This window comes from Kitasatospora sp. NPDC001095 (assembly GCF_053598615.1).
In genome coordinates this window covers 93,657-113,813 of the sequence record NZ_JBSFKQ010000005.1, presented here as the reverse complement: position 1 = coordinate 113,813, position 20,157 = coordinate 93,657, and the positions used below count along the sequence as shown (strand labels likewise).

The 20,157-nt window shown below is 74.4% G+C and carries 18 protein-coding genes; 6 read left to right on the top strand and 12 right to left on the bottom strand.

Going from position 1 to position 20,157, the window contains the following annotated elements; genetic code table 11:
- Positions 1-89: 89 nt before the first annotated feature.
- A complete protein-coding gene (locus tag ACWDBB_RS07215) occupies positions 90-944 on the top strand; it encodes a serine hydrolase (RefSeq protein ID WP_449788609.1) in 855 nt (284 codons plus the stop codon).
- Here ACWDBB_RS07215 and ACWDBB_RS07210 read toward each other — a convergent pair.
- On the bottom strand, positions 838-1,965 hold the full coding sequence (locus ACWDBB_RS07210) for an aminotransferase class I/II-fold pyridoxal phosphate-dependent enzyme (RefSeq protein WP_449788608.1): 1,128 nt from the start codon (positions 1,963-1,965) through the stop codon (positions 838-840). The genes ACWDBB_RS07215 and ACWDBB_RS07210 overlap by 107 nt on opposite strands.
- Positions 1,966-2,232: 267 nt before the next feature.
- On the opposite strand from ACWDBB_RS07210, the gene ACWDBB_RS07205 reads away from it, so the two are divergent.
- A complete protein-coding gene (locus tag ACWDBB_RS07205) occupies positions 2,233-3,441 on the top strand; it encodes a transferase (protein WP_449788607.1) in 1,209 nt (402 codons plus the stop codon).
- 93 nt (positions 3,442-3,534) lie between these two features.
- On the opposite strand, the gene ACWDBB_RS07200 is transcribed toward ACWDBB_RS07205, so the two are convergent.
- Genes ACWDBB_RS07200 through ACWDBB_RS07180 form a run of 5 tightly spaced genes read right to left on the bottom strand, consistent with a single transcriptional unit; the run spans position 3,535 to position 9,220 of the window.
- Complete coding sequence (locus ACWDBB_RS07200) at positions 3,535-4,668, bottom strand: FAD-dependent monooxygenase (RefSeq protein ID WP_449788606.1); 1,134 nt, start codon at positions 4,666-4,668, stop codon at positions 3,535-3,537.
- Between the two features lie 55 nt (positions 4,669-4,723).
- The gene (locus ACWDBB_RS07195) at positions 4,724-5,323 is read right to left on the bottom strand and encodes a GTP-binding protein (RefSeq protein WP_392872336.1); all 600 of its coding nucleotides are present in this window, start codon (positions 5,321-5,323) and stop codon (positions 4,724-4,726) included.
- A 2-nt stretch (positions 5,324-5,325) separates the two neighbouring features.
- The gene (locus ACWDBB_RS07190) at positions 5,326-5,886 is read right to left on the bottom strand and encodes a DUF742 domain-containing protein (protein WP_449788605.1); all 561 of its coding nucleotides are present in this window, start codon (positions 5,884-5,886) and stop codon (positions 5,326-5,328) included.
- A 5-nt stretch (positions 5,887-5,891) separates the two neighbouring features.
- Positions 5,892-6,347, bottom strand: coding sequence for a roadblock/LC7 domain-containing protein (locus tag ACWDBB_RS07185; protein WP_449788604.1), 456 nt, complete (start codon positions 6,345-6,347; stop codon positions 5,892-5,894).
- Positions 6,344-9,220, bottom strand: coding sequence for a nitrate- and nitrite sensing domain-containing protein (locus tag ACWDBB_RS07180; RefSeq protein WP_449788603.1), 2,877 nt, complete (start codon positions 9,218-9,220; stop codon positions 6,344-6,346). Before ACWDBB_RS07180 ends, ACWDBB_RS07185 begins: the two co-directional genes overlap by 4 nt.
- Before the next feature lie 531 nt (positions 9,221-9,751).
- Here ACWDBB_RS07180 and ACWDBB_RS07175 point away from each other — a divergent pair.
- Positions 9,752-9,946 carry a hypothetical protein gene (locus tag ACWDBB_RS07175; RefSeq protein WP_449788602.1) on the top strand — a complete coding sequence of 65 codons (195 nt, stop codon included), beginning with the start codon at positions 9,752-9,754 and terminating at the stop codon, positions 9,944-9,946.
- A gap of 553 nt (positions 9,947-10,499) precedes the next feature.
- Positions 10,500-12,386, top strand: a complete 1,887-nt coding sequence (locus ACWDBB_RS07170; RefSeq protein ID WP_449788703.1) for an ABC transporter ATP-binding protein — start codon at positions 10,500-10,502, stop codon at positions 12,384-12,386.
- 91 nt (positions 12,387-12,477) lie between these two features.
- Here ACWDBB_RS07170 and ACWDBB_RS07165 read toward each other — a convergent pair whose 3' ends face one another.
- The 4 genes from ACWDBB_RS07165 to ACWDBB_RS07150 all read right to left on the bottom strand — a co-directional run bounded on the left by ACWDBB_RS07165 (position 12,478) and on the right by ACWDBB_RS07150 (position 16,022).
- Positions 12,478-13,122, bottom strand: a complete 645-nt coding sequence (locus ACWDBB_RS07165) for a response regulator (RefSeq protein ID WP_449788601.1) — start codon at positions 13,120-13,122, stop codon at positions 12,478-12,480.
- Positions 13,113-14,276 (bottom strand): sensor histidine kinase, encoded by a 1,164-nt coding sequence (locus tag ACWDBB_RS07160; protein WP_449788600.1) that lies wholly within the window; start codon positions 14,274-14,276, stop codon positions 13,113-13,115. Before ACWDBB_RS07160 ends, ACWDBB_RS07165 begins: the two co-directional genes overlap by 10 nt.
- Before the next feature lie 77 nt (positions 14,277-14,353).
- Entirely contained in the window at positions 14,354-15,019 is a 666-nt protein-coding gene (locus tag ACWDBB_RS07155; protein WP_449788599.1) for a DedA family protein, read from the bottom strand.
- 199 nt (positions 15,020-15,218) lie between these two features.
- Positions 15,219-16,022: a nucleotidyltransferase domain-containing protein gene (locus tag ACWDBB_RS07150; protein ID WP_449788598.1), complete on the bottom strand. Its 804-nt coding sequence runs from the start codon at positions 16,020-16,022 to the stop codon at positions 15,219-15,221.
- A gap of 190 nt (positions 16,023-16,212) precedes the next feature.
- Here ACWDBB_RS07150 and ACWDBB_RS07145 point away from each other — a divergent pair, with 190 nt between their 5' ends.
- The gene (locus tag ACWDBB_RS07145) at positions 16,213-17,424 is read left to right on the top strand and encodes a glycosyltransferase (protein ID WP_449788597.1); all 1,212 of its coding nucleotides are present in this window, start codon (positions 16,213-16,215) and stop codon (positions 17,422-17,424) included.
- Between the two features lie 21 nt (positions 17,425-17,445).
- Here the strand turns inward: ACWDBB_RS07145 and ACWDBB_RS07140 are convergent, their stop codons facing one another.
- Together ACWDBB_RS07140 and ACWDBB_RS07135 are read right to left on the bottom strand one after the other, a co-directional pair.
- Positions 17,446-18,390 (bottom strand): hypothetical protein, encoded by a 945-nt coding sequence (locus ACWDBB_RS07140; protein WP_449788596.1) that lies wholly within the window; start codon positions 18,388-18,390, stop codon positions 17,446-17,448.
- On the bottom strand, positions 18,387-18,920 hold the full coding sequence (locus ACWDBB_RS07135) for a SigE family RNA polymerase sigma factor (protein ID WP_449788595.1): 534 nt from the start codon (positions 18,918-18,920) through the stop codon (positions 18,387-18,389). The genes ACWDBB_RS07140 and ACWDBB_RS07135 overlap by 4 nt, the downstream gene beginning before the upstream one ends.
- A 350-nt stretch (positions 18,921-19,270) precedes the next feature.
- On the opposite strand from ACWDBB_RS07135, the gene ACWDBB_RS07130 reads away from it, so the two are divergent.
- Positions 19,271-20,071, top strand: a complete 801-nt coding sequence (locus ACWDBB_RS07130) for an alpha/beta hydrolase (protein ID WP_449788594.1) — start codon at positions 19,271-19,273, stop codon at positions 20,069-20,071.
- The last annotated feature ends 86 nt before the right edge of the window (positions 20,072-20,157 follow it).

Here is a 20,157-nt window from a genome sequence, read left to right as displayed (position 1 = left end):
CGTTTCCGCGGCGCCACACGGGAGCGCCGGGTTCGTGTCGTGTGCCGCAACCGTCGAGGTCCGGCGCCGACCTCCCCTACCCTTCCTCCATGCTCTCTGTGGTGGTGGCCCCCTGGGCGGAACGAGCGGAGCCGGTGTTCGTCCACAACCCGGACGAACTTCACGATGCCGCCAGCACGATGAAGGTCGCGGTGCTCGCGGCGCTCTGCCGCGGCGGGGCGAACCTCGACGCCGAGGTGCCGGTGGTGAACCGCTTCGAGTCCGTCGTGGGCGGCGAGTTCGGCAACGACCCGGACTGGGACAGCGATCCGCTGCCCTGGGAACTGCTCGGCACCCACGTGCCGCTGCGCCTGCTCGCCGAGCGGATGATCACCCACTCCTCCAACCTGGCCACCAACATCTGCCTGGCCCGCACCACCCCGCAGGCCGTCGCCGAGGTGTGGCGCCGCGCCGGAGCCACGCACAGCTCCACCCCGCGCGGCATCGAGGACTACGCGGCGCGCGCCCAGGGCGTGCACAACCGGGTGAGCGCCCACGACCTGGTGCGGCTGCTGCGCTCGCTCGCCGGGGAGCCCGAACTCCTCGCCCTCCTCGAGTGCAACGACTTCCGGGTGGACCTGGCCGCCGGCCTGCCCTCCAACACCCGGATCGCCTTCAAGAACGGCTGGTTCCCCGGCGTCCGGCTCAGCGTCGGCCTGGTCCAGCCGGCCGACTGCCCGCCCTACCTGATCGCCGTCTGCTACACCGGCCGGCTCGCCGACGGCACCGACCGCACCGACCCGGCGGCCCGGCTGCTCGCCCGGATCTCCAAGGCGGTGTGGGACCGCCGGGACCAGATCAGCCGGCCGGCGCCGCCGGTCCGCCCGACGCCGCAGGCCCGCCCGGAGCCGTCAGCGTGTCCGGAGCCGTCAGCCCGTCCAGCGCTGCCTCGTTCAGCAGGTTGATCCGTACGAACCCCTCGTGGCCGGTGAGTTCGAAGTGCCGCTCGTCGAGCGCGAGCAGCCGGGCGGCCGGGGCGGCGACCCGGGCGAACAGGAAGTACCCGGTGTCCACCGGCGCGCGGTCCCGCAGCGCGCCGCTGCGGAGGATCCGCCGGTGGTTGGCCCGGATGTGTTCCACCAGCCGCCGGTTGCCCTCCCCGTCGAGCATCAGGTCGGCGGCGCGGTGGGCGAACAGGCGGTCGGCGACCGTGACGTCCCCGTGCAGGTTGACGTGGAGGTCGGCGAGCGGCTCGCGCAGCCGTTCGGGGACGAGCAGGTGGGCGCAGCGGTAGCCGTGGATGGACAGGTACTTGGTGGGGCTCACCAGCCGTACCGTGAGGTCGGCCGGCAGGGCGGCGCTCTCCTCGCGGCGGCCGCCGTCCCAGCGCAGGTACTGGAAGGTGCCGTCCACGAACACCAGTGACCCGGTGGCCCGTTGCCACTCGCCGATCCGCTCGATCACCCCGGCCGGGACCGGCTGCCCGGCGTACCAGAGCGGATCGGTGAGCAGGAGTACCGTCCGCTCGTCGGGCAACTCCGGTGCGAAGCCCTCCTGTCGGGCGTGCAGTTCGCTTACCCGGACCGGCTCGATGCCGAACTTCCGGAAGAAGTAGGCGAACTTGTAGTAGACGGGCGGCAGGTAGTGGACGCGCCGCACGCCGCTCAGCTGCAGCCAGGTGCAGAAGGTGCCGAGCAGGCTGCTGGAGCCGCCCGCCGGGATCACCTGCTCCGGCCCGTACTCCACCTCGTCGTACGCGCTGTGCAGCCGGGCGATCTTGGCCCGCAGGGCGCGGTCCTCGTCGATCGCCGAGTAGCGGGTGACGTCGCCGAGCAGGTACGGCGGGGTGCGGGCGAGCGGGCCGAGGTAGTCGGCGACGAACGGGTGCCCGCCGTTGTAGTCGGAGACGAACAGCCGCCCGCCCGGGTGCTGCCGTTCGCGCTCCACGGCCTCGTGCAGGTCGAGCATGCGGAACAGGGACGGCACCGGACCTCCAGGGCGTCGACTGGCCGGGTCGGCCGCCAGCCTGTACCGCGACCCGGCGCGGGCACAAGACCGCCCGCCCGGGGCGTGCGCCGGGAAACCGGTACCGGTCGCACACGCATGACGGTCCGCCGGTTGCGGTATCGCATGGAAGGGCCCTGTTCAACGGCTGCTCGAACGGGCTGTTCAACCGGCTGCTCACCGGGTTGCTCGAGGCGCTGCGCGCAGGACCGCTCGAAGGGCTGCGCGCAGGCTAGGGGGTGGATCGACGTGTCGTCCCGGCTCCGCGTGGTCGCCCGGTCGATCACGGCGGTCGCGGTCACCGCGGCCTATGCGGCGCTGCACCTGCTGGTCAACGTGGGCATGGGCGAGCAGGTGCGCGGGAGCAGGGTGGGGGCGTGGTGCTGTGGGGCGGTCGCCCTGGCGCTGCTCGGGCCCGCCCTGTGGCTGCGCCACCGCCGCCGGTCCGGGGTCGCCGAGATCGTCGCGCTGGTCAACCGGTACGGCACGCCGCAGCCGCGCCGGCGGCGCGCCGTCCGGATCGCCCAGGCCGCCGGCTGCGTGCTGTCCGGGGGCGGAGCCCTCGTCGTCGCGGCGTCGGAGCGGAGCGAGGGACTCCCGCCGAGGGTGTCGCTCCTGCTGCTGGTCGGCGGTGCGGCGGCCGCGGGGGCCGGACTCCTGGTCCTGCGCCGCACCCGCCCGTACGCGGCTCGCGGGGCCGCCCAGGCGCTGCTACGGGACGGCCGCAGACCCGTGCTCTACCTGCGCAGCTTCGACGACGAGGCCGCCGCCAGGGAGGACGCCCGGACGGCGGCGGGCCTGCGCACCCGGGAGGTGCAGTTCGCCGCCGCGCTGGGCGCCGTGGGCCCGGTGATCGCGGTGGGACAGCCGGGCGAGACGCTGCCGCTCCTGGGCGCCGCCCGGTTCTACCTGCCGCTCGACGACTGGCAGGGCACCGTGCGGCGGCTGATGGACCTGTCCCAGCTGATCGTCCTGCGCCTCGGGCCGGGGGAGGGGCTGCGCTGGGAGATCGGGGAGGCCAGGGCCACGCAGCCGCCGGCGAAGCTGATCCTGCTGGCCCCGCGCGGCCTGGCGGAGCTGGCCGGGGAGTTGAACGAGAGCCTGCCCACCCCGCTGCTGCCCAGGGAACTGGTCACCGGCGGGCACTGGACCGGAGCCGTCATCACCTTCGACGGCCAGTGGACCCCGCGGGTGTTCCCGGTGAAGGAGCGCCAGGGCCCGGCGGCGTGGCGGTGGATGGCCCGGTCGGGCATCTCCTCCCCGCCGACGCCCACGGTGCACCTGGCGCACACCATCCACACCGCCCTGACGGCCGACGGGAGGCGGCAGCGGGCGATGGCCTGGCGGGCTCAACTCGCCACGAGGAAAGCGGACCTGGTGGTCGCGGGGCTGGCCCTCGCGCTGGTCCCGCCGGGGTGGCTCGGGTACCGGATCCTGGAGTTGGCCGGCCGCTGGTGAGCCCGGCGGAGCGCCGCAGCGCCCCGCCGGGCCGGTGGCCGGCCGTGGCCCGTAGCCCGGAGCCGTCAGCTCGGAGCCGTCAGTCCGGAGCCGTCAGTACGGCTGCACCAGGACGTGCGCCGCGCCGGGGATGCCGACCTTCAGCAGCTCGTCCTCCTCCGGCGTGGTCGGGGTGCCCGTCTCCTGCTTGAGGACGGCCCGCGACAGGGCCTGGACCCACATCGCGCGCGGGCGGCGGCGCTCCTCCCAGGCGGCGAGGGCGGCCGGGACGGAGTCGGCCTCGTCCAGGCTCAGGGCGAGTACGAGGGCGTCCTCGACGGCCATCGCGGCGCCCTGGGCGAGGTGCGGGGTGGAGGCGTGGGCGGCGTCGCCGGCCAGCACGATCCGGCCGACGTGCCAGGGATCCTCGACGGTGACCTGGGAGATCCGCGAGTAGACCACGGCGGCCGGGTCGGTGATCTGCGCCAGCGCCCCGGCGATCGGGCCGCCGAAGCCGGCCAGCCGCTCGCGCAGCTGCTCGTGGGCGCGCTCCGGGTCCGGGCGGAAGTCCTCGGCCTCGGCGAAGACCGAGCCCAGGTACATCCGCTCCGCGCTGATCGGGGTGAGCAGCGCCTTCGCCCTCAGGTTGCCGGAGGACATCACCACGCCCCGCACCTCGGGCGAACGCGGCAGCGTGACCCGCCAGTTGGCGAAGCCGGTGTACTCGGGGAGGTACTTCTCGCCGTACAGCCGGCGGCGCAGCGGCGAGCCGATGCCGTCGAAGCCGACGACCAGGTCGTAGCGGCCGGCGTGCCCGTCGGTGAGGGTGACCTCGACGCCTTCGGCGTCCTCGGCCAGGGTGTCGATGGTGGTGCCGAAGCGGACGGTGACGCCCGCCTTCGCGGTGGCGTCGGCGAGGACGCGGGCCAGCGCGGGGCGCGGTATGCCGTTGTTGGAGGGGGCGTCGCCCATCCGGGGCTGCGGGATCTTCGCGAGGGTGGCGCCGGCCGGGTCGCAGATGGTCAGCATCTCCCACTCGAAGCCGACGGCCAGGCAGTCCTCCAGGACGCCGATCTCGCGCATCACGTGCAGGGCGTTGGACGGCTGGATGATGCCGACGCCGAGGGCCTCCAACTGCTCGCGCAGCTCGGCGACGTCGACCTGGTGGCCGCGCTGGGCGAGGGCGGTGGCGAGGGTGAGGCCGCCGATGCCGCCGCCGTGGACGAGGACGCGCAGGGCTCTGGTCATGAGGGGTGCTCCGTAGGGAAGTTCACGGGAGGTCCGGCCGGGGGAAGGGGACGGATCAGCCGGCGGGCGTGGCGGCGAGGTCCATCAGGTGGTCGACCAGGGCGAGCAGCAGGTCCCGTCCGAAGGCGCGCTCGCGCACGTCCCCGAGCAGCATCGGCACCTGCGGGTCGAGGTCGAGCGCGGCCCGGATCTCGTCGGGGGTACGGGTGTTGGTGTTGTGGAAGCAGTTGATCGCGACCACGAACGGGATGCCCCGGCTCTCGAAGAAGTCGATGGAGGCGAAGCTGGTCTCCAGTCGGCGGGTGTCGGCGATGACGATCCCGCCGAGGGCGCCGTTGACCAGGTCGTTCCACATGAACCAGAAGCGTTCCTGGCCGGGCGTGCCGAACAGGTAGACGACCAGCTCGGGGCTGATCGTGATCCGGCCGAAGTCGAGCGCGACCGTGGTGGTGGTCTTCTGGTCGATGCCGGCCAGGTCGTCGATGCCGACGCTGGCCCGGGTCAGGTACTCCTCGGTGCGCAGCGGGGTGACCTCGCTGACCGAGCCGACCAGGGTGGTCTTGCCCACGCCGAAGCCGCCCGCGATCAGGATCTTGACGGCCGCCGGGGCGACCGGGGCGGCGGGGGAGCCGACGGCGGAGTGCGGTGTTGCCATGTTCAGAGTCTCCGGAGTCCTTCGCGTACGGCCGTGAGCAGGCCGAGGTCCACGCCCCCGGCGGCCCGGGCCACCGAGAGCGGCGCCCGGGCCTTCAGCAGGCCCTGGGCGACCAGGTCGCCCAGCAGGATCTTGGTGACCGAGACCGGGAGGTCCAGGTCCGCCGACACCTCGGCGACGGCGATCGGGTGCCGGCAGAGATCGAGGATCAGCCGGTGCTCGGGCTGCAGGCCGCGAGCGCCGGCGCGGTTGCCCCGCGCCAGGGCCGCTTCGGCCTTCTCCTCGACCGTGGTGAGCACGGTGATGAGGGTGAGGTCGTCCCGCTCGGGTGCGGTCCGGCCGCGGGTGATCGTGTACGGGCGCACCATGCTGCCCGACTCGTCCTCCGCTTCCTCCTCCAGCTCGCTCCAGTGCGGCACCGCGCCGCGCCGCCAGCGGTCGTCCCGGTCCTCCCGGTCGGACTGCGGACCGGGCTGCGGGTCGGAGGCGGGGCCGGACTGCGGACCGGCCTGCCGGCCGTCGTCGCGGCCGTCCCCCCAGGCGTCGTTCCCGTACGGTTCCACCCGGGTCAGCCCCGGTTCCGGGCGGCGAAGGCGTCGAAGGAGGCCGGGGCGCCGGGGGCGTCGTCGTGGCGGACCGGGGTGGTGAGCTTCTGGCCGACCTGCTGCACCAGGGTGTGCATCGCGACGGACATCACCTCGGCGTCCACCTCCTGGGAGGCGACCACGGCCAGGTGGGTGCCCTGGGCCGCGGCGATGACGAACAGCCAGCACTCGGCGAGCTCGACGATCACCTGGTGCACCGGGCCGCCGTCGAACAGCGCCCCGACCCCGCGGGCCAGGCTCTGCTGGCCGGTGGCGACGGCGGCCAGGCGCTCGGCGTCGGCCCGCTCGATGGTGCGGGAGTGGCTGACCACGAGACCGTCGTCGGACAGCAGGACGGCGTTCCTGGTCCCGGGCACCGAGTCGACGAGTCCGTCCAGCAGCCAGTCCAGGTCCTGGTGGGTGGCGATCGTACGGTTCATGACTGCTCATCCGTTCGTGTGGTTCGGGAGTCCGTGGCCGGAGGGGCCCAGGGGGACGGGGTGGGGGAGGGGGGCGGCGGGGCGGCGGGCAGCGGGTGCTCGCCGCTGTCCTGGGCCCGGGCGGCGCGGGACTGGCGCTGGAAGGCGCCGATCGCCGCACCCGAGCGCCGAACCGGGCAGTCAGTGCGCTGGAACGGGCCCGCGGGCGTGGCGTCCTCGGCGGACCGCTTGACCCACTGCGGCGCGGCCGGCGGGGGCACCCGCAGCTCGGCCGCCAGGCTGGCCTGTCGGACGCGCTGCGGCAGCGGGGGCTGGCCGCCCTCGGCCGGGCTGAACGGCACCGAGGTCTGGTACTCGCGACGCCGCCGCCGCTCGGCCAGCCGGTAGTGGTCGGCCGGGCGGTACTGCTCGTCGGCGTACGGGGCCTCGGCCTCGGTGACCCGTGCGTAGGCGATGTCGGGGTAGGCCGGGGCGTCCTGGACGGGCGCCGGGTCGGCCGGGGAGCTGTGCTCGATCGGCTGCTCCGGCTGGAAGGACGGCTGAGCGGCCGGGACGGGCTGCTCCACCCCGTAGGACGGCCGCGGGGCGTGGGAAGGTTCAGCGCCGTACGAAGGTTCGGGCCCGTACGACTGCTCCGGGCCGAAGGACTGCCCGGCCGGGTACGCCTGGTGGGGCTGCTGCGCCTGGTGGGGCTGCTCCGTGGGGAACGGCTGTTCCGCCGGGAACGGCGCCGGCGGCACCGGAACGTCCTGGAGCGTGGTCTGCGGCCCCTCGCCCACCCCGGCGTCCGCCGAGGGCAGCCGCAGCGGCACCCGCACCGGCAGGGGCATCGGGGTCGGCTCCGACTGAGGCAGTGGCACCGGAGCGGCCTGCGGGGCGAAGTCGCCCTGCGTGAAGGAGTCCACCGGCGCGACCGGCGGACCGGTCGGCACCGGGGCCGGCGCCTCGTCGGAGGCCGAGCGCACGGCCCGGCGCGAGCGGCGAACCAGCGGGATCGGCTCGGCGGCGGTGCCGCCGGCGCCGTCCGGCAGCCCGGTGTCGCCCTCGATGACCAGCTCGTCCGGGACGAGGACGACCGCCCGGGTGCCGCCGAACGCGGACGGGCGGAACTCGATCCTCAGCCCGTGCAGGGAGGCCAGCCGGGCGACCACGTGGAAGCCGAGGCGGATGTCGTCGGCCCGGGCCAGCACGTCGGTGCGCGGCGGGCGGCTCATCAGCTCGTTGGCCGCGTCGTACTGCTCCGGGTCCATGCCGAGGCCCCGGTCCTCGATCTCGATCGCCAGCCCGCGGCCGACCACGGCGGCGCGCACCTCCACCGGCGTGGGCGGCTTGGAGAAGGTGGTGGCGTTCTCCATCAGCTCGGCGAGCACGTGCGCCACCGGGCCGACGGCCCGCTCGGAGAGCCACGGGTGGCCCTCGATGTCGATCGAGATCCGGCGGTAGTCCTGGACCTCGCCCTGCGCGGCGCGCAACACGTCCAGCAGCGGGACGGGCTTGCGCCAGCGCCTCTGCGGCTGGCCGCCGGCCATGATGACGAGGTTCTCCTCGTAGCGGCGCAGGCGGGCGGTGAGGTGGTCGAGGTCGAAGAGGCCCTCCAGGACCTCCGGGTCGTCGTGCTTGCGCTCCAGCTCGTCCAGCTTGCGCAGCTGGCGGCCGATCAGCAGCTGGGTGCGGCGGGCGATGCGCTGGAGCAGCCGCTCGAAGCCGCGGTGCTGCTCGGCCTGGCCGACGGCGGCCTCCAGGGCGGCGGAGCGGGCCAGGTTGAGCGCCTGGCCGAGCCGGGCCAGCTCGTCGGTGCCGCTGCCGTGCGGACCGTCGGTGACGGCGCGGCTCTCGGCCTCGACGTCCACCTGCTCGCCGCGGCCGAGGCGGTCGACCACCTCGGGCAGGGTGCTGCGCATCTCCTCGGCCTGGGTGTGCAGGTCCTTGATGCGGCGGCGCAGCGAGCGGCTGAGCCGCCAGGAGGCGATGACGACCGCGACGACCGTGATCAGGCCGATGACGGTGGTCAGCACGACCCGGGTGAGCATGCCGATGATGGCGCCCTTGGCGACCTCGATGATGCCGTTGGTGCGGTCCTCGATGGCCTTGACCAGCGGCGGGTTGAGCCCGTCGAGGGCCTGGCGCCACTGGTCCTGGGTCGCCGGGAGCTTGACGGTGCCGGCGGCGTCGGCGGCGGTGGGCTTGAGCAGCGCCTGCTCGACGGCGGCCTTGGCCTGCCAGGACGGGCTGTTGACCAGCTCGTGCCAGGCCGGCGCCTCGGTGTCCGGGATGTACGGCAGGACCTGGACGTTGAGCAGGTGGTCCTGGGAGCCGATCAGCTGCTGGACCTGCTGGTAGTCGGTGGCGGACAGCCGCCCGGTGGGCCAGCCGCGGGCCAGGATGGCGTCCTCGCGGGAGAGCATCTCCTTGGCCCAGAAGGAGTTGACCAGGGTCTTGGACAGCCAGGTGACCTCGCCGGTGTCGACCCGGCTGAGCACGGTGAACAGCCGCAGGTCGACGCTGATCAGGTCGGTGTAGTAGGCGTAGACGCTCTGCTGGTCGGTGGTGGCGCGGTCGACGGCGGCACGCTGCTCGGCCAGCTTGCCCATGGCCTGGCGGGCCTCGACGACGGCGGCGCGGATCTCTTCGGGGGCGTTGTCGGCGGTGGCCCCGGAGAGGGTCTGGAACTGCCGCACCGCGTCGTCGGTCAGCTGGCGCTGGTGGCGCAGCTGGTCGGCGTTGGAGCCGGGCCGGGCGAGTGCCTCGGCGCTGAGCCGCCGTTCCTCCTGGAGGTTGTAGTACACGATGTTGGACGGCTGGCCGGCCTTCTGCGCGATGGTGGCCTGGTCGGCCAGTCGCTGGAAGTCGGCGATGGTCTCGCCGCTGGTCACGGCCCAGAGGGCGACCAGGGCGATGCTGGGGACGACGGCCAGGACGAGCAGCGCCGTCCGCAGGGACAGGCGTGGACGCCTGCGGGGGCCCTTCGGCGTCGGGGGCCGCCGATTCGCACGCGCGCGCAGAGCTGACTCCTTGGGGCTGGCGGCCGGCCGGTGAGGGGCGGGCCGTCCGGGGCACGGGTTTTTGACGAAGCGATATTAGTCATACCGTGTGATTAGAGTGAAAGTCCGTTCGCCGCCTGGGTCGGGCTTGCGCACGAGGTGGGCACAATGTCATTCAATCGTTGACCGTATGTATGCGGAGCAGGCGGTTCCTTACTCGCTTGATGCAGTGTCAATGAGACGCGCGGCCGGTGGATGGCCGGGGTGTGAAAACTGTGTGACGCCCCGCCGGGAAGGGTTCGGCCGGGCCCGTCGGCTCGGCGTCGAGCGCGCGGCGAGGTCCTCCTCGATGCCCCGCGGGTGTGCGGGCGGTGCCGGAGGGCGCCGTCAGACGCCGCCCGGTGCGGACGGCGTGATGGGTCGATGACCTCCAACCTCCCCGCACGCAGTCAGGCCGTCGCCGAGGCCCTGGCGGCGGCCGGCATCCCGGGCGAGATCCGCCTCCTGCCCGACTCCGCCCGCACCGCCGCCGAGGCCGCCGCCGCGCTCGGCTGCGTGACCTATCGGCAGTTGCTGAACGTGACGGGCGGGGCGCCGGCTCCAGTGGTGGCCGAGTGATCGTCCGATCCGATCGGCTCAGAAGCTGCGCATACGGTCGGTGGGCGGATACTGGAGTAGTGGGACGAACCGGCCGGGCGTCGCCGACAGGCCACCGGAACGGTCCGCCCACCGGCAACGGCCTCCAGTTCTCGCAACCCCGCCGTCGGTGCGGGTCGCGGGTGGTAAGGAGCGCCGACGCGACGAGAGAGAGAAGCCGTTATGAGTTACTTCGGTCGTCGAGGAGACAGGGACGGTGGTTACGGCCGTGGTTACGGCCGTGGTTACGGCGGAGGCCGTGACTTTGACCGTGGTCGAGGTTTTGACCGTCGTGGTTACCGCCGTGGTTTCGGTTTCGACTGGTGGCGACGGTGACTTCGGCCAGGACTGCACCCGGTAGTCCCGACTAGCACCATCACAGGGGTCGGCGGTGCGACCGCCGGCCCCTCGTCCTGGGACGACGCCGCCTCCGCGCGGAGGATGGCGGGTCCCCAGCCCGGAACGACGGGTCCACGCCCCGGAACGTCGTTTCCGGATCCCGGAACGACGTCTCCGAAAGCAACGGGTCGTGTCCATGCGCGATGTGACGCCCCCGGGTGACCGGGTGGCCCCCAAGGTCTTTAAGGGCTCCAAGGCATCGAAGGCCTTCAAGGCCGACGACCACGGACCGGTGGCGGAATCGCCGGTCATCCCGCTGCGGGAGCTGGTCCGCCGGTTCTGGCCGTGGGTGCGTCCCGACGCGCGCTGGCTCCCGGTGAGCGCGGCCCTGCTCGTCCTCGGCGCCTTCGGCGAGATCGTCTCGGTCTGGCTGTTCAAGGACCTCATCGACAACGTCCTCGTCCCACGGAACTTCGCCGCCTTCTGGCCGCTCGCCGCCCTCATGCTCGCGGCGTCCATCGCCGCCGGGCTGCTCACCTTCGCCGGCAGCTACACCAGCACCTGGATCGCCGAGCGCTACATGCTGCGGCTGCGCACCGACACCCTCGCCCACCTGCACACCCTGCCCCCCGACACCCTGGAGACCCGCTGGCGCGGCGACCTGGTGGCGCGACTCACCTTCGACATCGCCGAGATCGAGCGGATGGTGGCCACCGGGCTGGTCGAGGGCGCCGTCGCCCTCGTCAGCCTGCTGCTGTTCACCGGCGCCGCCTTCTACCTGAGCTGGCCGCTCACCGTGGCCGCGCTGCTGGCCGCCCCGCTGTTCGTCCTGTCCAGCACGCTGTTCGGACGCGTCATCCGGCGTCGGGAGCGGCGGGTCCAGCGCCGCGCGGGCGGGGTCACCGCGCTGCTGGAGGAATCCCTGCGCAACGCCACCGTCACCCGGACCTGTGGCCAGGAGAGCCGCGAGGTCGCACGCGTCCGCCGGGAGGGCCGGGCCCTGCTCGACGCAGAACTCGCCGCCGCCCGGGTCTCCGGCCTCTACCAGCCCTTCCTCGGGGTCCTGCAGCTGCTGGCCGGGCTGGCCGTGGTGGGCGTCGGCGCGCTGCAGGTCATCCGCGGGAACCTCAGCCTGGGCGGTCTGCTCGCCTTCGCCGCCTTCATGGCGCAACTGTTCGAGCCCGTCCAGCAGCTCGCCGGCCTCATTCCGATGGCCGGCTTGGCCTGCGCCTCGGGCGAACGCGTCCTGGAGCTGCACGACCTCCGCAGCCCGGTGCAGGAGCGCCCCACGGCCCGGGACACCGGCCCGGTCCAGGGCCGGATCGCCCTCGAGGGCGTCCGCGCCGCCTACCCCGGCGCCACCGGCGTCCCCGGACCGCCGGTCCTCGCCGACCTGGACCTCGACCTGCTCCCCGGGGAGACCCTGGCCGTCGTCGGGCCCAGTGGCAGCGGCAAGTCGACCCTCGCCAAGCTCCTGGTCCGCTTCCTCGACCCGCAGGCCGGCGCCGTCCGCCTCGACGGGCAGGACCTGCGCGACCTCACCCTCGCCTCACTGCGCCAAGCGGTCACGCTGCTTACGCAGGAGGCCCCGCTGTTCCACGCGAGCATCGCCGACAACATCGTTTACGGCCGTCCGGACGCCCCACCCGCCGACATCGAACGCGCCGCCCGCAGCGCCGGGGCCCACGAATTCGTCACAGCGCTCCCGGAGGGCTACCGCACGGTGATCGGCGCCGACGGCTTCCAGCTCTCCGGTGGGCAGAGCCGGCGCGTCGCCATCGCCCGGGCCTTCCTGCGCGACACGCCCGTGGTGATCCTGGACGAACCCACCAGCGGCCTGGACCCGCACACCATCGAGCAGCTCGTCCCCGCGCTGCGCCGCCTGATGGCCGGGCGCACCACCCTCCTGATCACCCACGACCGGGCCCTGCTGACGCTGGCGGACCGCGTGCTCACCCTCGGTGCACAGGAGGCCACCCGCCGGGACGCCGGGCCGGGCGGCGCCACCGCCAGCGGTCGGGACGGCCGGCCGGTCGCTCACCCGAACGGCTCATTCCGGGGGCGTGCGCCGCAGGAGACCTGAGCCCGGGCCGTGGGCCCTGGGCCTGCGCTGCCGTCGGTGCTGTCGGTGCTGTCGGTGACCCCGGTCCGGACGGAGCCGGCGCGGCGGGGGCCTACGCGCCCAGGTAGTGCAGGACGGCCAGGATGCGACGGTTGTAGTCGGTGGTGCGGGGCAGGTCCAGCTTGTCGAAGACGGCGTTGAGGTTCTTCTCCACCGCACTCTGCGAGACGTGCAGCCGCTGGGCGATGGCGGCGTTGGTCCAGCCCTGGGCGAGCGCCTCCAGGACGCTGCGCTCGCGCGGGGTGAGCCGGGCCAGCGGGTCGGTGCGGGTGGTGCGCACCACCAGTTGGCGGACCACCTCCGGGTCGATCACGGCGCCGCCCGCTGCGACCCGCACCAGGGCGTCCAGGAACTCGTCCACCTCGGCCACCCGGTCCTTCAACAGGTAGCCGACCCGCTCCGCGCCGGCGTCCAACAGTCGCGCGGCGTAACCGCGTTCGATGTGCTGGGAGAGCACCAGGACCCCGACCTGCGGCCACCGCTCGCGGATCTCCACCGCCGCCCGCAGCCCCTCGTCGGTGTGGGTCGGCGGCATCCGGATGTCCACCACCACGATGTCCGGCGGCTGCTCCGCCACCGCCGCCGTCAGCGCCGTCGCGTCGCCGACCGCGGTCAGCACCTCGTGCCCCTCCTCGGCGAGCAGTCGGACCAGGCCCTCCCGCAGCAGGGTCGAGTCCTCGGCGAGGGTCACGCGCATGGCAGCTCCGCGGTGATGACGGTCGGCCCCCCGACGGGGCTGTGGACGTGGAGGGTACCGTCCAGCGCGGCGACCCGCCCGCGCAGGCCGGTCAGGCCGCTGCCCGTCGGGTCCGCGCCACCGCCGCCGTCGTCCTCGACCCGTACGGTGAGCAGGGTGGCGGTCCCCTCGACCCGGGCTGAGATCGCCGAGGCGGCCGAATGCTTGGCCGCGTTGGTGACGCACTCGGACACCACGAAGTAGGCGGCGGTCCGCACGGGTTCGGGGAGCGGACCGGCCACCTCGTAGCGCAGCCGCAGCGGGATGGCGCAGCGCTCGGCCACCCCGCCCAGCGCCTCCTCCAGCCCCAGGGTGTCCAGCGCCGACGGGTACGCCCGCCAGGCCACCTCGCGCAGCTCGGTCAGCAACTCCTGCGCCTCCCGGTGCGCCTGGCGCAGCAGCGCCTCCGTCCGCTCCGGGTCCCGGTGGCGGTCCGGACCGCGCCGCGCCCGGCCGAGCAGCATCGCCAGCGCCACCACCCGCTGCTGCACGCCGTCGTGCAGGTCCCGCTCGATCCGCCGCCGCTCGGTGTCCACCGCCCGCACCACCGCGGCCCGGCTGTCCGCGAGTTCGGCGATCCGGCGGCGCAGCAGCTCGGCCTCGGACGGCCCGAAGCACTCCCGCGCGCTCCTGGCATCCAGCGCGGCCAGCGACAACAGGCCCTGCACGGCCAGGAAGAGCAGCACCCCGCCGAGCAGCACCTGGGTCGCCAACTCCTCCCAGCCCAGCGAGCCGCGCAGCACCCCGCCGACCAGCAGCACGGCCAGGGCCAGCCCGAAGACCAGCAGCCCCAGCACCACCCCGGCGACCAGCCCGCCGCCGCTGCGCACCACCAGGTAGCGCAGCAGCCTGCCCTCGTCCGCCCGGTAGTGGCGCGGAAAGCGGTCGCCGAAGAACGCGCTGCGCCGGGCCCGCTCCAGGGCGGCCAGCCGGCGCACCCCCGACAGCAGGCCCGGTGCCGCGTACGGGCGGGTGCGCGGCCAGAGCAGGAACGGGCCGAGGACGGCGCCGGCCAGCAGCAGGTACAGCGCGGCGAGGACGGCGCTCGGGCAGCCGAGCAGGAAACCGGTGGCGCGGCGCGGCCATGACGTGGTGTCTGTTCCATCCCCCTGCACGGGCTCCGAGCTTACGGGGGCGCCGGGGCCGGCGGGATCGGCCGGGTGGCTCGGGCCGTTGCGGCCGGTCGGCTCGCTCACCGGGCGCGCCGGTGCTGGGCGGCGCTGTTGCGCCCGCGCCAGCGCATCACGACGTACCCGGCCACGGCCACCACGACCACCACCAGGACCGCCTTGGAGAGCAGGCCCACGTACGTCTCCACCACGTCCCAGCGGTCCCCCAGCAGGAACCCGGCCATCACCAGCACGCTGTTCCACAGCAGGCTGCCGATCGTGGTCAGCATGACGAACGCGGGCAGCGGCATCCGCTCGACCCCGGCCGGGACGGAGATCAGGCTGCGGAAGATCGGCACCATCCGGCCCAGAAGCACCGCCTTCGTCCCGTAGCGGGCGAACCAGGCCTCGGTGCGCTCCAGGTCGGAGGCCTTGACCAGCGGCAGCCGGGCCCAGATCGCGTGCATCCGCTCCCGGCCGAACAACGCGCCCAGCCAGTAAAGGACGACGGCCCCGACGACCGACCCGAGGGTGGTCCAGGTCAGCGCGGAAGCGAGGCTGATCACGCCCTGCCCGGCGGCGAAGCCCGTCAGCGGCAGGATCACCTCGCTGGGCAGCGGCGGGAACAGGTTCTCCAGCGCGATCGCCAGGCCGGCGCCGGGGCCGCCCATGGTGTCCACCAGGTCGGCCGCCCAGCCGGCGAACCCGTCGGCGGGCTGCTGGGCGATGGCGAGGACGGTGTGCTGCATGCGGCTCTCCAGGGGGCAGGGGTGCCGGCGCCGGTGCGCTCGGCTCTGCCCTTCACGCTAGAAATCGCAGGTCAGCGGCGGTATGCGGGTTTCCGGCGAACCTCCTGCGGAAAACCGCAGTTCCCCGCCCTGAGGTTTCCCGCAGCGCGGGGAACCCACTGGCCGGGGCCCGGGCCGTCGGGTGGGGATGGTGCCCGGTTCAGCGGCCCAACACGGCCACCGTCTCCCGGGTCAGCTCCCGGGCCCGGGTGACGGTGGCCGTCAGTTCCGCCGCCGACCCGCCGGGTGCGGCGAGCAGGCCGCGCGCGACCTCGCCGAAGTCCCTTGGTGTGTCGGGCAGTTGGTCCGCCACCGCCAGGGCCCCCTTCTCGTTGAGGCACCAGCGGCGGTGGTGGGCGTACAGGGCCTGGACCAGGATGCCGACGGCGCGGGACAGGCAGAGCGAGACGTGCAGGGCGTCGGCGCGGACGGCGCTCTTCGCGGCGGTGTCCAGCAGGAAGCCGGCCTCCCAGGTGGCCGCGGTGAGGGCCTCGCGCAGCGGCTCCGGGTAGTCGGCGGTCTGCCGCTTGAGCCGCGTCAACTCCCCGGTGGGGTCGGCCAGTGGCTGCCCGAGGGCGACCTCGCCCGGGTAGCAGGGGGACCAGAAGCCGAGCGGATGGCCGGCCTGCGTCCCCACCTCGTAACGGCCCTCGCGGCAGTCCGCCCACACCCGTCCGACCCGGTCGAGGTCCCGAAGGATCCAGTCCACGGCGACCGCGTCGACCCGCAGCCACGCCCCGCCGTTCACCCACGGTCCCCAGCCGCCCGGGCCGGCCACCTCGACCCCCGGCCCGGCGAGTTCACGCAGCGCGTCGAGGTCGAGGCTGCCCCGGTAGTACACCCCGAGGTCCCAGTCCGACTCCGGCCGCTCCTCGCCGCGGGCCCGGCTCCCGCCGAGCATCACTCCCACCACGCCTGGCACACGGGTGAGTTGACCGGCCATGGATTCGATGATCGCGCGCATGGGGTGATTCTGGCAGGAGGCCCGTTCCTCAGGAGGCCGGCCCGGAGGAGGCCGGCCCGGAGGGGGGCGGCCCCACTCCTCGCCACTCTCAAGCTATAGCGCACGGGGGGCCTTGCCACAAGGCCCCGGTGGTGCCGCAGAATCACCGGCTCAAGGACACGAAGCCGGGGAAGGAACGGGGGAGTTCGACGTGCGAGTGGTGTTGTCGACGTACGGGTCGCGTGGGGACGTCGAGCCGATGGCCGCGCTGGCGCTGCGGCTGGAGGAGCTGGGCGCCTCGGTGCGGGTGTGCGCGCCGCCGGACGAGGAGTTCGCGGCTCGGCTGGCCGAGGCCGGGGTGGACGTGGTGCCGGTCGGGCAGTCGGTGCGCGCGCTGGTCAGCGGGCCGCCGGCGCCCTCGGGCATCTCCGAGCGCGCCGCCCGACTGGTCGAGCAGTTCCACGCGGCGGTGCTCGGGGCGGCCGAGCCGGGCGGTGCGGTGGTGGCCACCGGCCTGTTCCCGGCGGCGGCCGGCGCGCAGGCGGCGGCCGAGCGGCTGGGCGCCCGCTTCGTGTACGTCGCCCTCCAGCCGACCGTGCTGCCCTCCCCGCGCCACCGGCCCTTCGAGTACCCGATGGCGCCGTACCCGCCGGAGGTGACCGACCGCCGGGAGCTGTGGGAGCTCAACATCGGGACGATGAACGCGCTGTTCGGGGAGGCGGTCAACACCCACCGGGCGGCGGTCGGACTGGCCGAGGTCGACAACGTCCGGGACCACGTCCTCACCGGCCGGCCGTGGCTGGCCACCGACCCGCTGCTCGACCCCTGGCCGAGGCCGTTCGGGGCGGGGTGGCCCGAGGCGGTGCAGACCGGCGCGTGGATCCTGCCGGACGAACGACCGCTGCCCTCCGACCTGTCGGCCTTCCTGGCGGCCGGTGAGGCGCCGGTGTACGTCGGCTTCGGCAGCATGCCGCTGCGGGACCCGGCGGGCGCCGCCCGGGCGGCCGTCGAGGCCGTCCGCGCCCAGGGCCGGCGGGTGCTGCTCGGCCGCGGCTGGGCCCGGCTCGCCGAGGTGGACGGGGCCGGGGACTGCTTCGCGGTCGGCGAGGTCAACCACCAGGCGCTGTTCCCGAAGGTCGCCGCCGTCGTCCACCACGGCGGCGCCGGCACCACCACCACGGCCGCCCGGGCGGGGGTGCCCCAGGTACTGGTCCCGCAGATGGTGGACCAGCCGTACTGGGCCTCGCGGGTGGCGGCGCTGGGCATCGGCGCCGCCCACGACGGCCCGACCCCGACCACCGAGTCCCTCACCGCCGCCCTGCGCCACGCCCTCGCCCCCGCCGCCCGCGAGCGCGCCGCCGCCCTCGCCGCCGGCATCCGCACGGACGGCGCGGCGGCGGCCGCGAAGCTGCTGCTCGGCTGAGGGGGCGTCGGGCGGGCGTCCTCAGGAGCCTGACTCGGTCAGGTACTTGGCGTCGGCGTTCGGAAGCACCTTGCCGTCCCTGTCGAAGAACTGCCAGGAGCTCGCCCGCTTCGCCCCCGGGCGGGGCACCACCACCGCGCGGACGGGGGAGTCGGCCACGGTGACGAGCGGCGGCTCGGTGGAGGTGCCGTCGGTCCAGGTCACCACCACCCGGCCGACGTCCGGGCCGAGCGAGAGCAGCACCACGTCGAGCGGGGCCACGGTGTCCCCCTTGCCCCGGTGGCCGACCAGACCGCCGCCGACGGTGGTCCGGCTGCGCGGGTCGACCTTGCCCGGGGCCGGCTGGACGCCCTCGGAGTCATGGCTCTGCCGCACCCCGTCCACGGTGAAGTAGACGTCGACGACATCGAAGTCGGGCTGCCAGTACCGCCGGACGTACTCCTCCGTCGGTTCGGCCGCCGCCGAGTCGTAGCGGCTGCGCTCCTTCCATACCGCCGTCGCCTGCTCGAACGCCCGCTCCCGTGGGGCCTCCGGCCACAGCGCCTCCCACAGCTGCCACTGCTTGCCGTCCGGGGCCACGCCCTGGCCCAGCAGCACCCGGACCGGGGTGAGCGGGTCACGCACCGCGGCGGTCGCCGAGGGCGCGGCGGTCGTCGAGGGTGCGGCGGTCGCCGGTCCGAGCACGGCGCCGACGCCCGCCGGGCCGACCCCGTGGGCGGACGCCGGGCCCGGGCGCAGCTGCGCCAGCGCCCCGCCGGTCAGCGCCACCACCGCGGCCAGCGCCACCGCGCCGACCACCGTACGGCGGCGGTGCCGCAGCCGGCGGCCGCCCGCCACGATGTCCGCCACCGGCGCCGGACCGATCCGCGCGCCGGCCGCCGCCTCGGCCAGGCCGAGGCCGACCCACACGTCCCTGCCGTCGTCCACGCCCGTCCCGCCCGGCTCCTGGTCCGTTCCGCGCCTCATGCCGTTCCTCCGATGTGCGTCGTGTCCTTGAGTTCCACCAGCGCCGTGACCTGCCGCAGCCGCGCGATGCCCTTCGCGGCGTGGCTGCGCACCGCGCCCACCGAGCAGCCCATCGCCGCAGCCGTCTGGCTGTCGCTCAGGTCCTCCCAGTGCCGCAGCACCACCGCCTCGCGCTGGCGCGGCGGCAGGGTGGCCAGCGCGGCCAGCAGGGCACCGCGCTGGTCGGAGCGGGCGAACCCGTCCTCGCTCCCCGCCGCGTCCGGCACCGCGTCCACCAGCAGCTCCGGCGCCCGGCGGCGCCAGCGGCGGGCGTGCTGGTTGACCAGGATCCTCCGCACGTAGGCGTACGGATCGTCGGCCCGGCGCACCCTCGACCAGGCCGCGCAGGCCTTCTCGGCGGCGGACTGCACCAGGTCCTCGGCTGCGTACTGCTCGCCGGCCAGCAGGTACGCCGTCCGCACCAGGCGGGGCCAGGCCGCGACGATGAACGCCTGGAACCCGTCGTCCCGCTCGCTCTTCGCATCTCCCATGAGCACCTCCGAGCACCTCCTTCACCCGTCCAGAGCCCGGGGACCGCCGCAAGCGCTTACCGGCGGGCGCGGCGACTTCAAATCGCTTGGGGAGCCGATGCCCGCCACCGGGAACTCCCCTGGGCCGGCCACCTCCCCAGCCTGGAGCGCCCCGCCGAGATCACCGCCCTCCTCCTGTCCTTCCTCGGCGAGCCCGCCCCGGGCGCGTAGCCGCTCGCCAGCGGCGGCGGTTCCGGTTGCGGAGGCTCCGCGGCAGCGGCGCCGGTGGCAGTGACTCCGGTGGCGGCGGCTCCCGGTGGCAGCGGTGAAAAGCCGGGACTCGAACGTGTGTCGGGAGCCATGATGGCCGGGTGCACTTCACCTCGGAATCCAGCGCGGACGGCGTGACGCAGCGCCGGTTCACCCTCGACGGCGTGCCCGGTGTGCTGTGGCAGCCGGACGGGCCGCCCCTCGGTGGGCGGCCGCTGGTGCTGCTGGGGCACGGCGGCGGCCAGCACAAGCTGGGGCCGGGGCTGGTGGACCGGGCGCACCGGTGTGTACGGCGGCACGGGTTCGCGGCGGTGGCGCTGGACGCGCCGGGGCACGGGGAGCGGACGCGCAGCGCGCAGGACGAGCGGTTCGCCACCGAGATCGGAGAGTTGATCGCGGCGGGCCGGCCGGTCAGCGCGTGGGTGGCGCGGCACACGGCGGAACTCGCGGAGCGGGCGGTCCCGGAGTGGGTGGCGGTGCTGGACGCGCTGGCGGCGCCGGGCGGTTCGGGCGGGCTGGGTGAGCTGGACGGGCAGGCGGAGGGCCTCGGGCCGGTCGGGTACTGGGGGTTGTCGTTGGGGAGCGTGATCGGCATCCCGCTGGCGGCGGCCGAGCCGCGCATCGCCGCCGCGGTGTTCGGGCTGACGGGGCACGCGTCGCAGACGGAGGCGGCGGGTCGGGTCGGCGTGCCGGTGGAGTTCCTGCTCCAGTGGGACGACCGGCTGGTCCCGCGCGAGGGGGCGCTCGCACTGTTCGGCGCGCTGGGGTCCCCGGAGAAGACGCTGCACGCCAACCCCGGGGGCCACCTGGACGTGCCGGAGCCCCAACTGGAGTCGTCCGAGCGGTTCCTGGCCCGGCAGCTCGGTGCCGCGGAGGCCGACCGGGATGCCAACCGTCAGTAAAACTTCGCAAAGGATTTCTCCCTGCAACGAACCCGACGGGCATCGACTTCAACATATTGTTGCAGTTCAGTGGCCCGATGGTCACC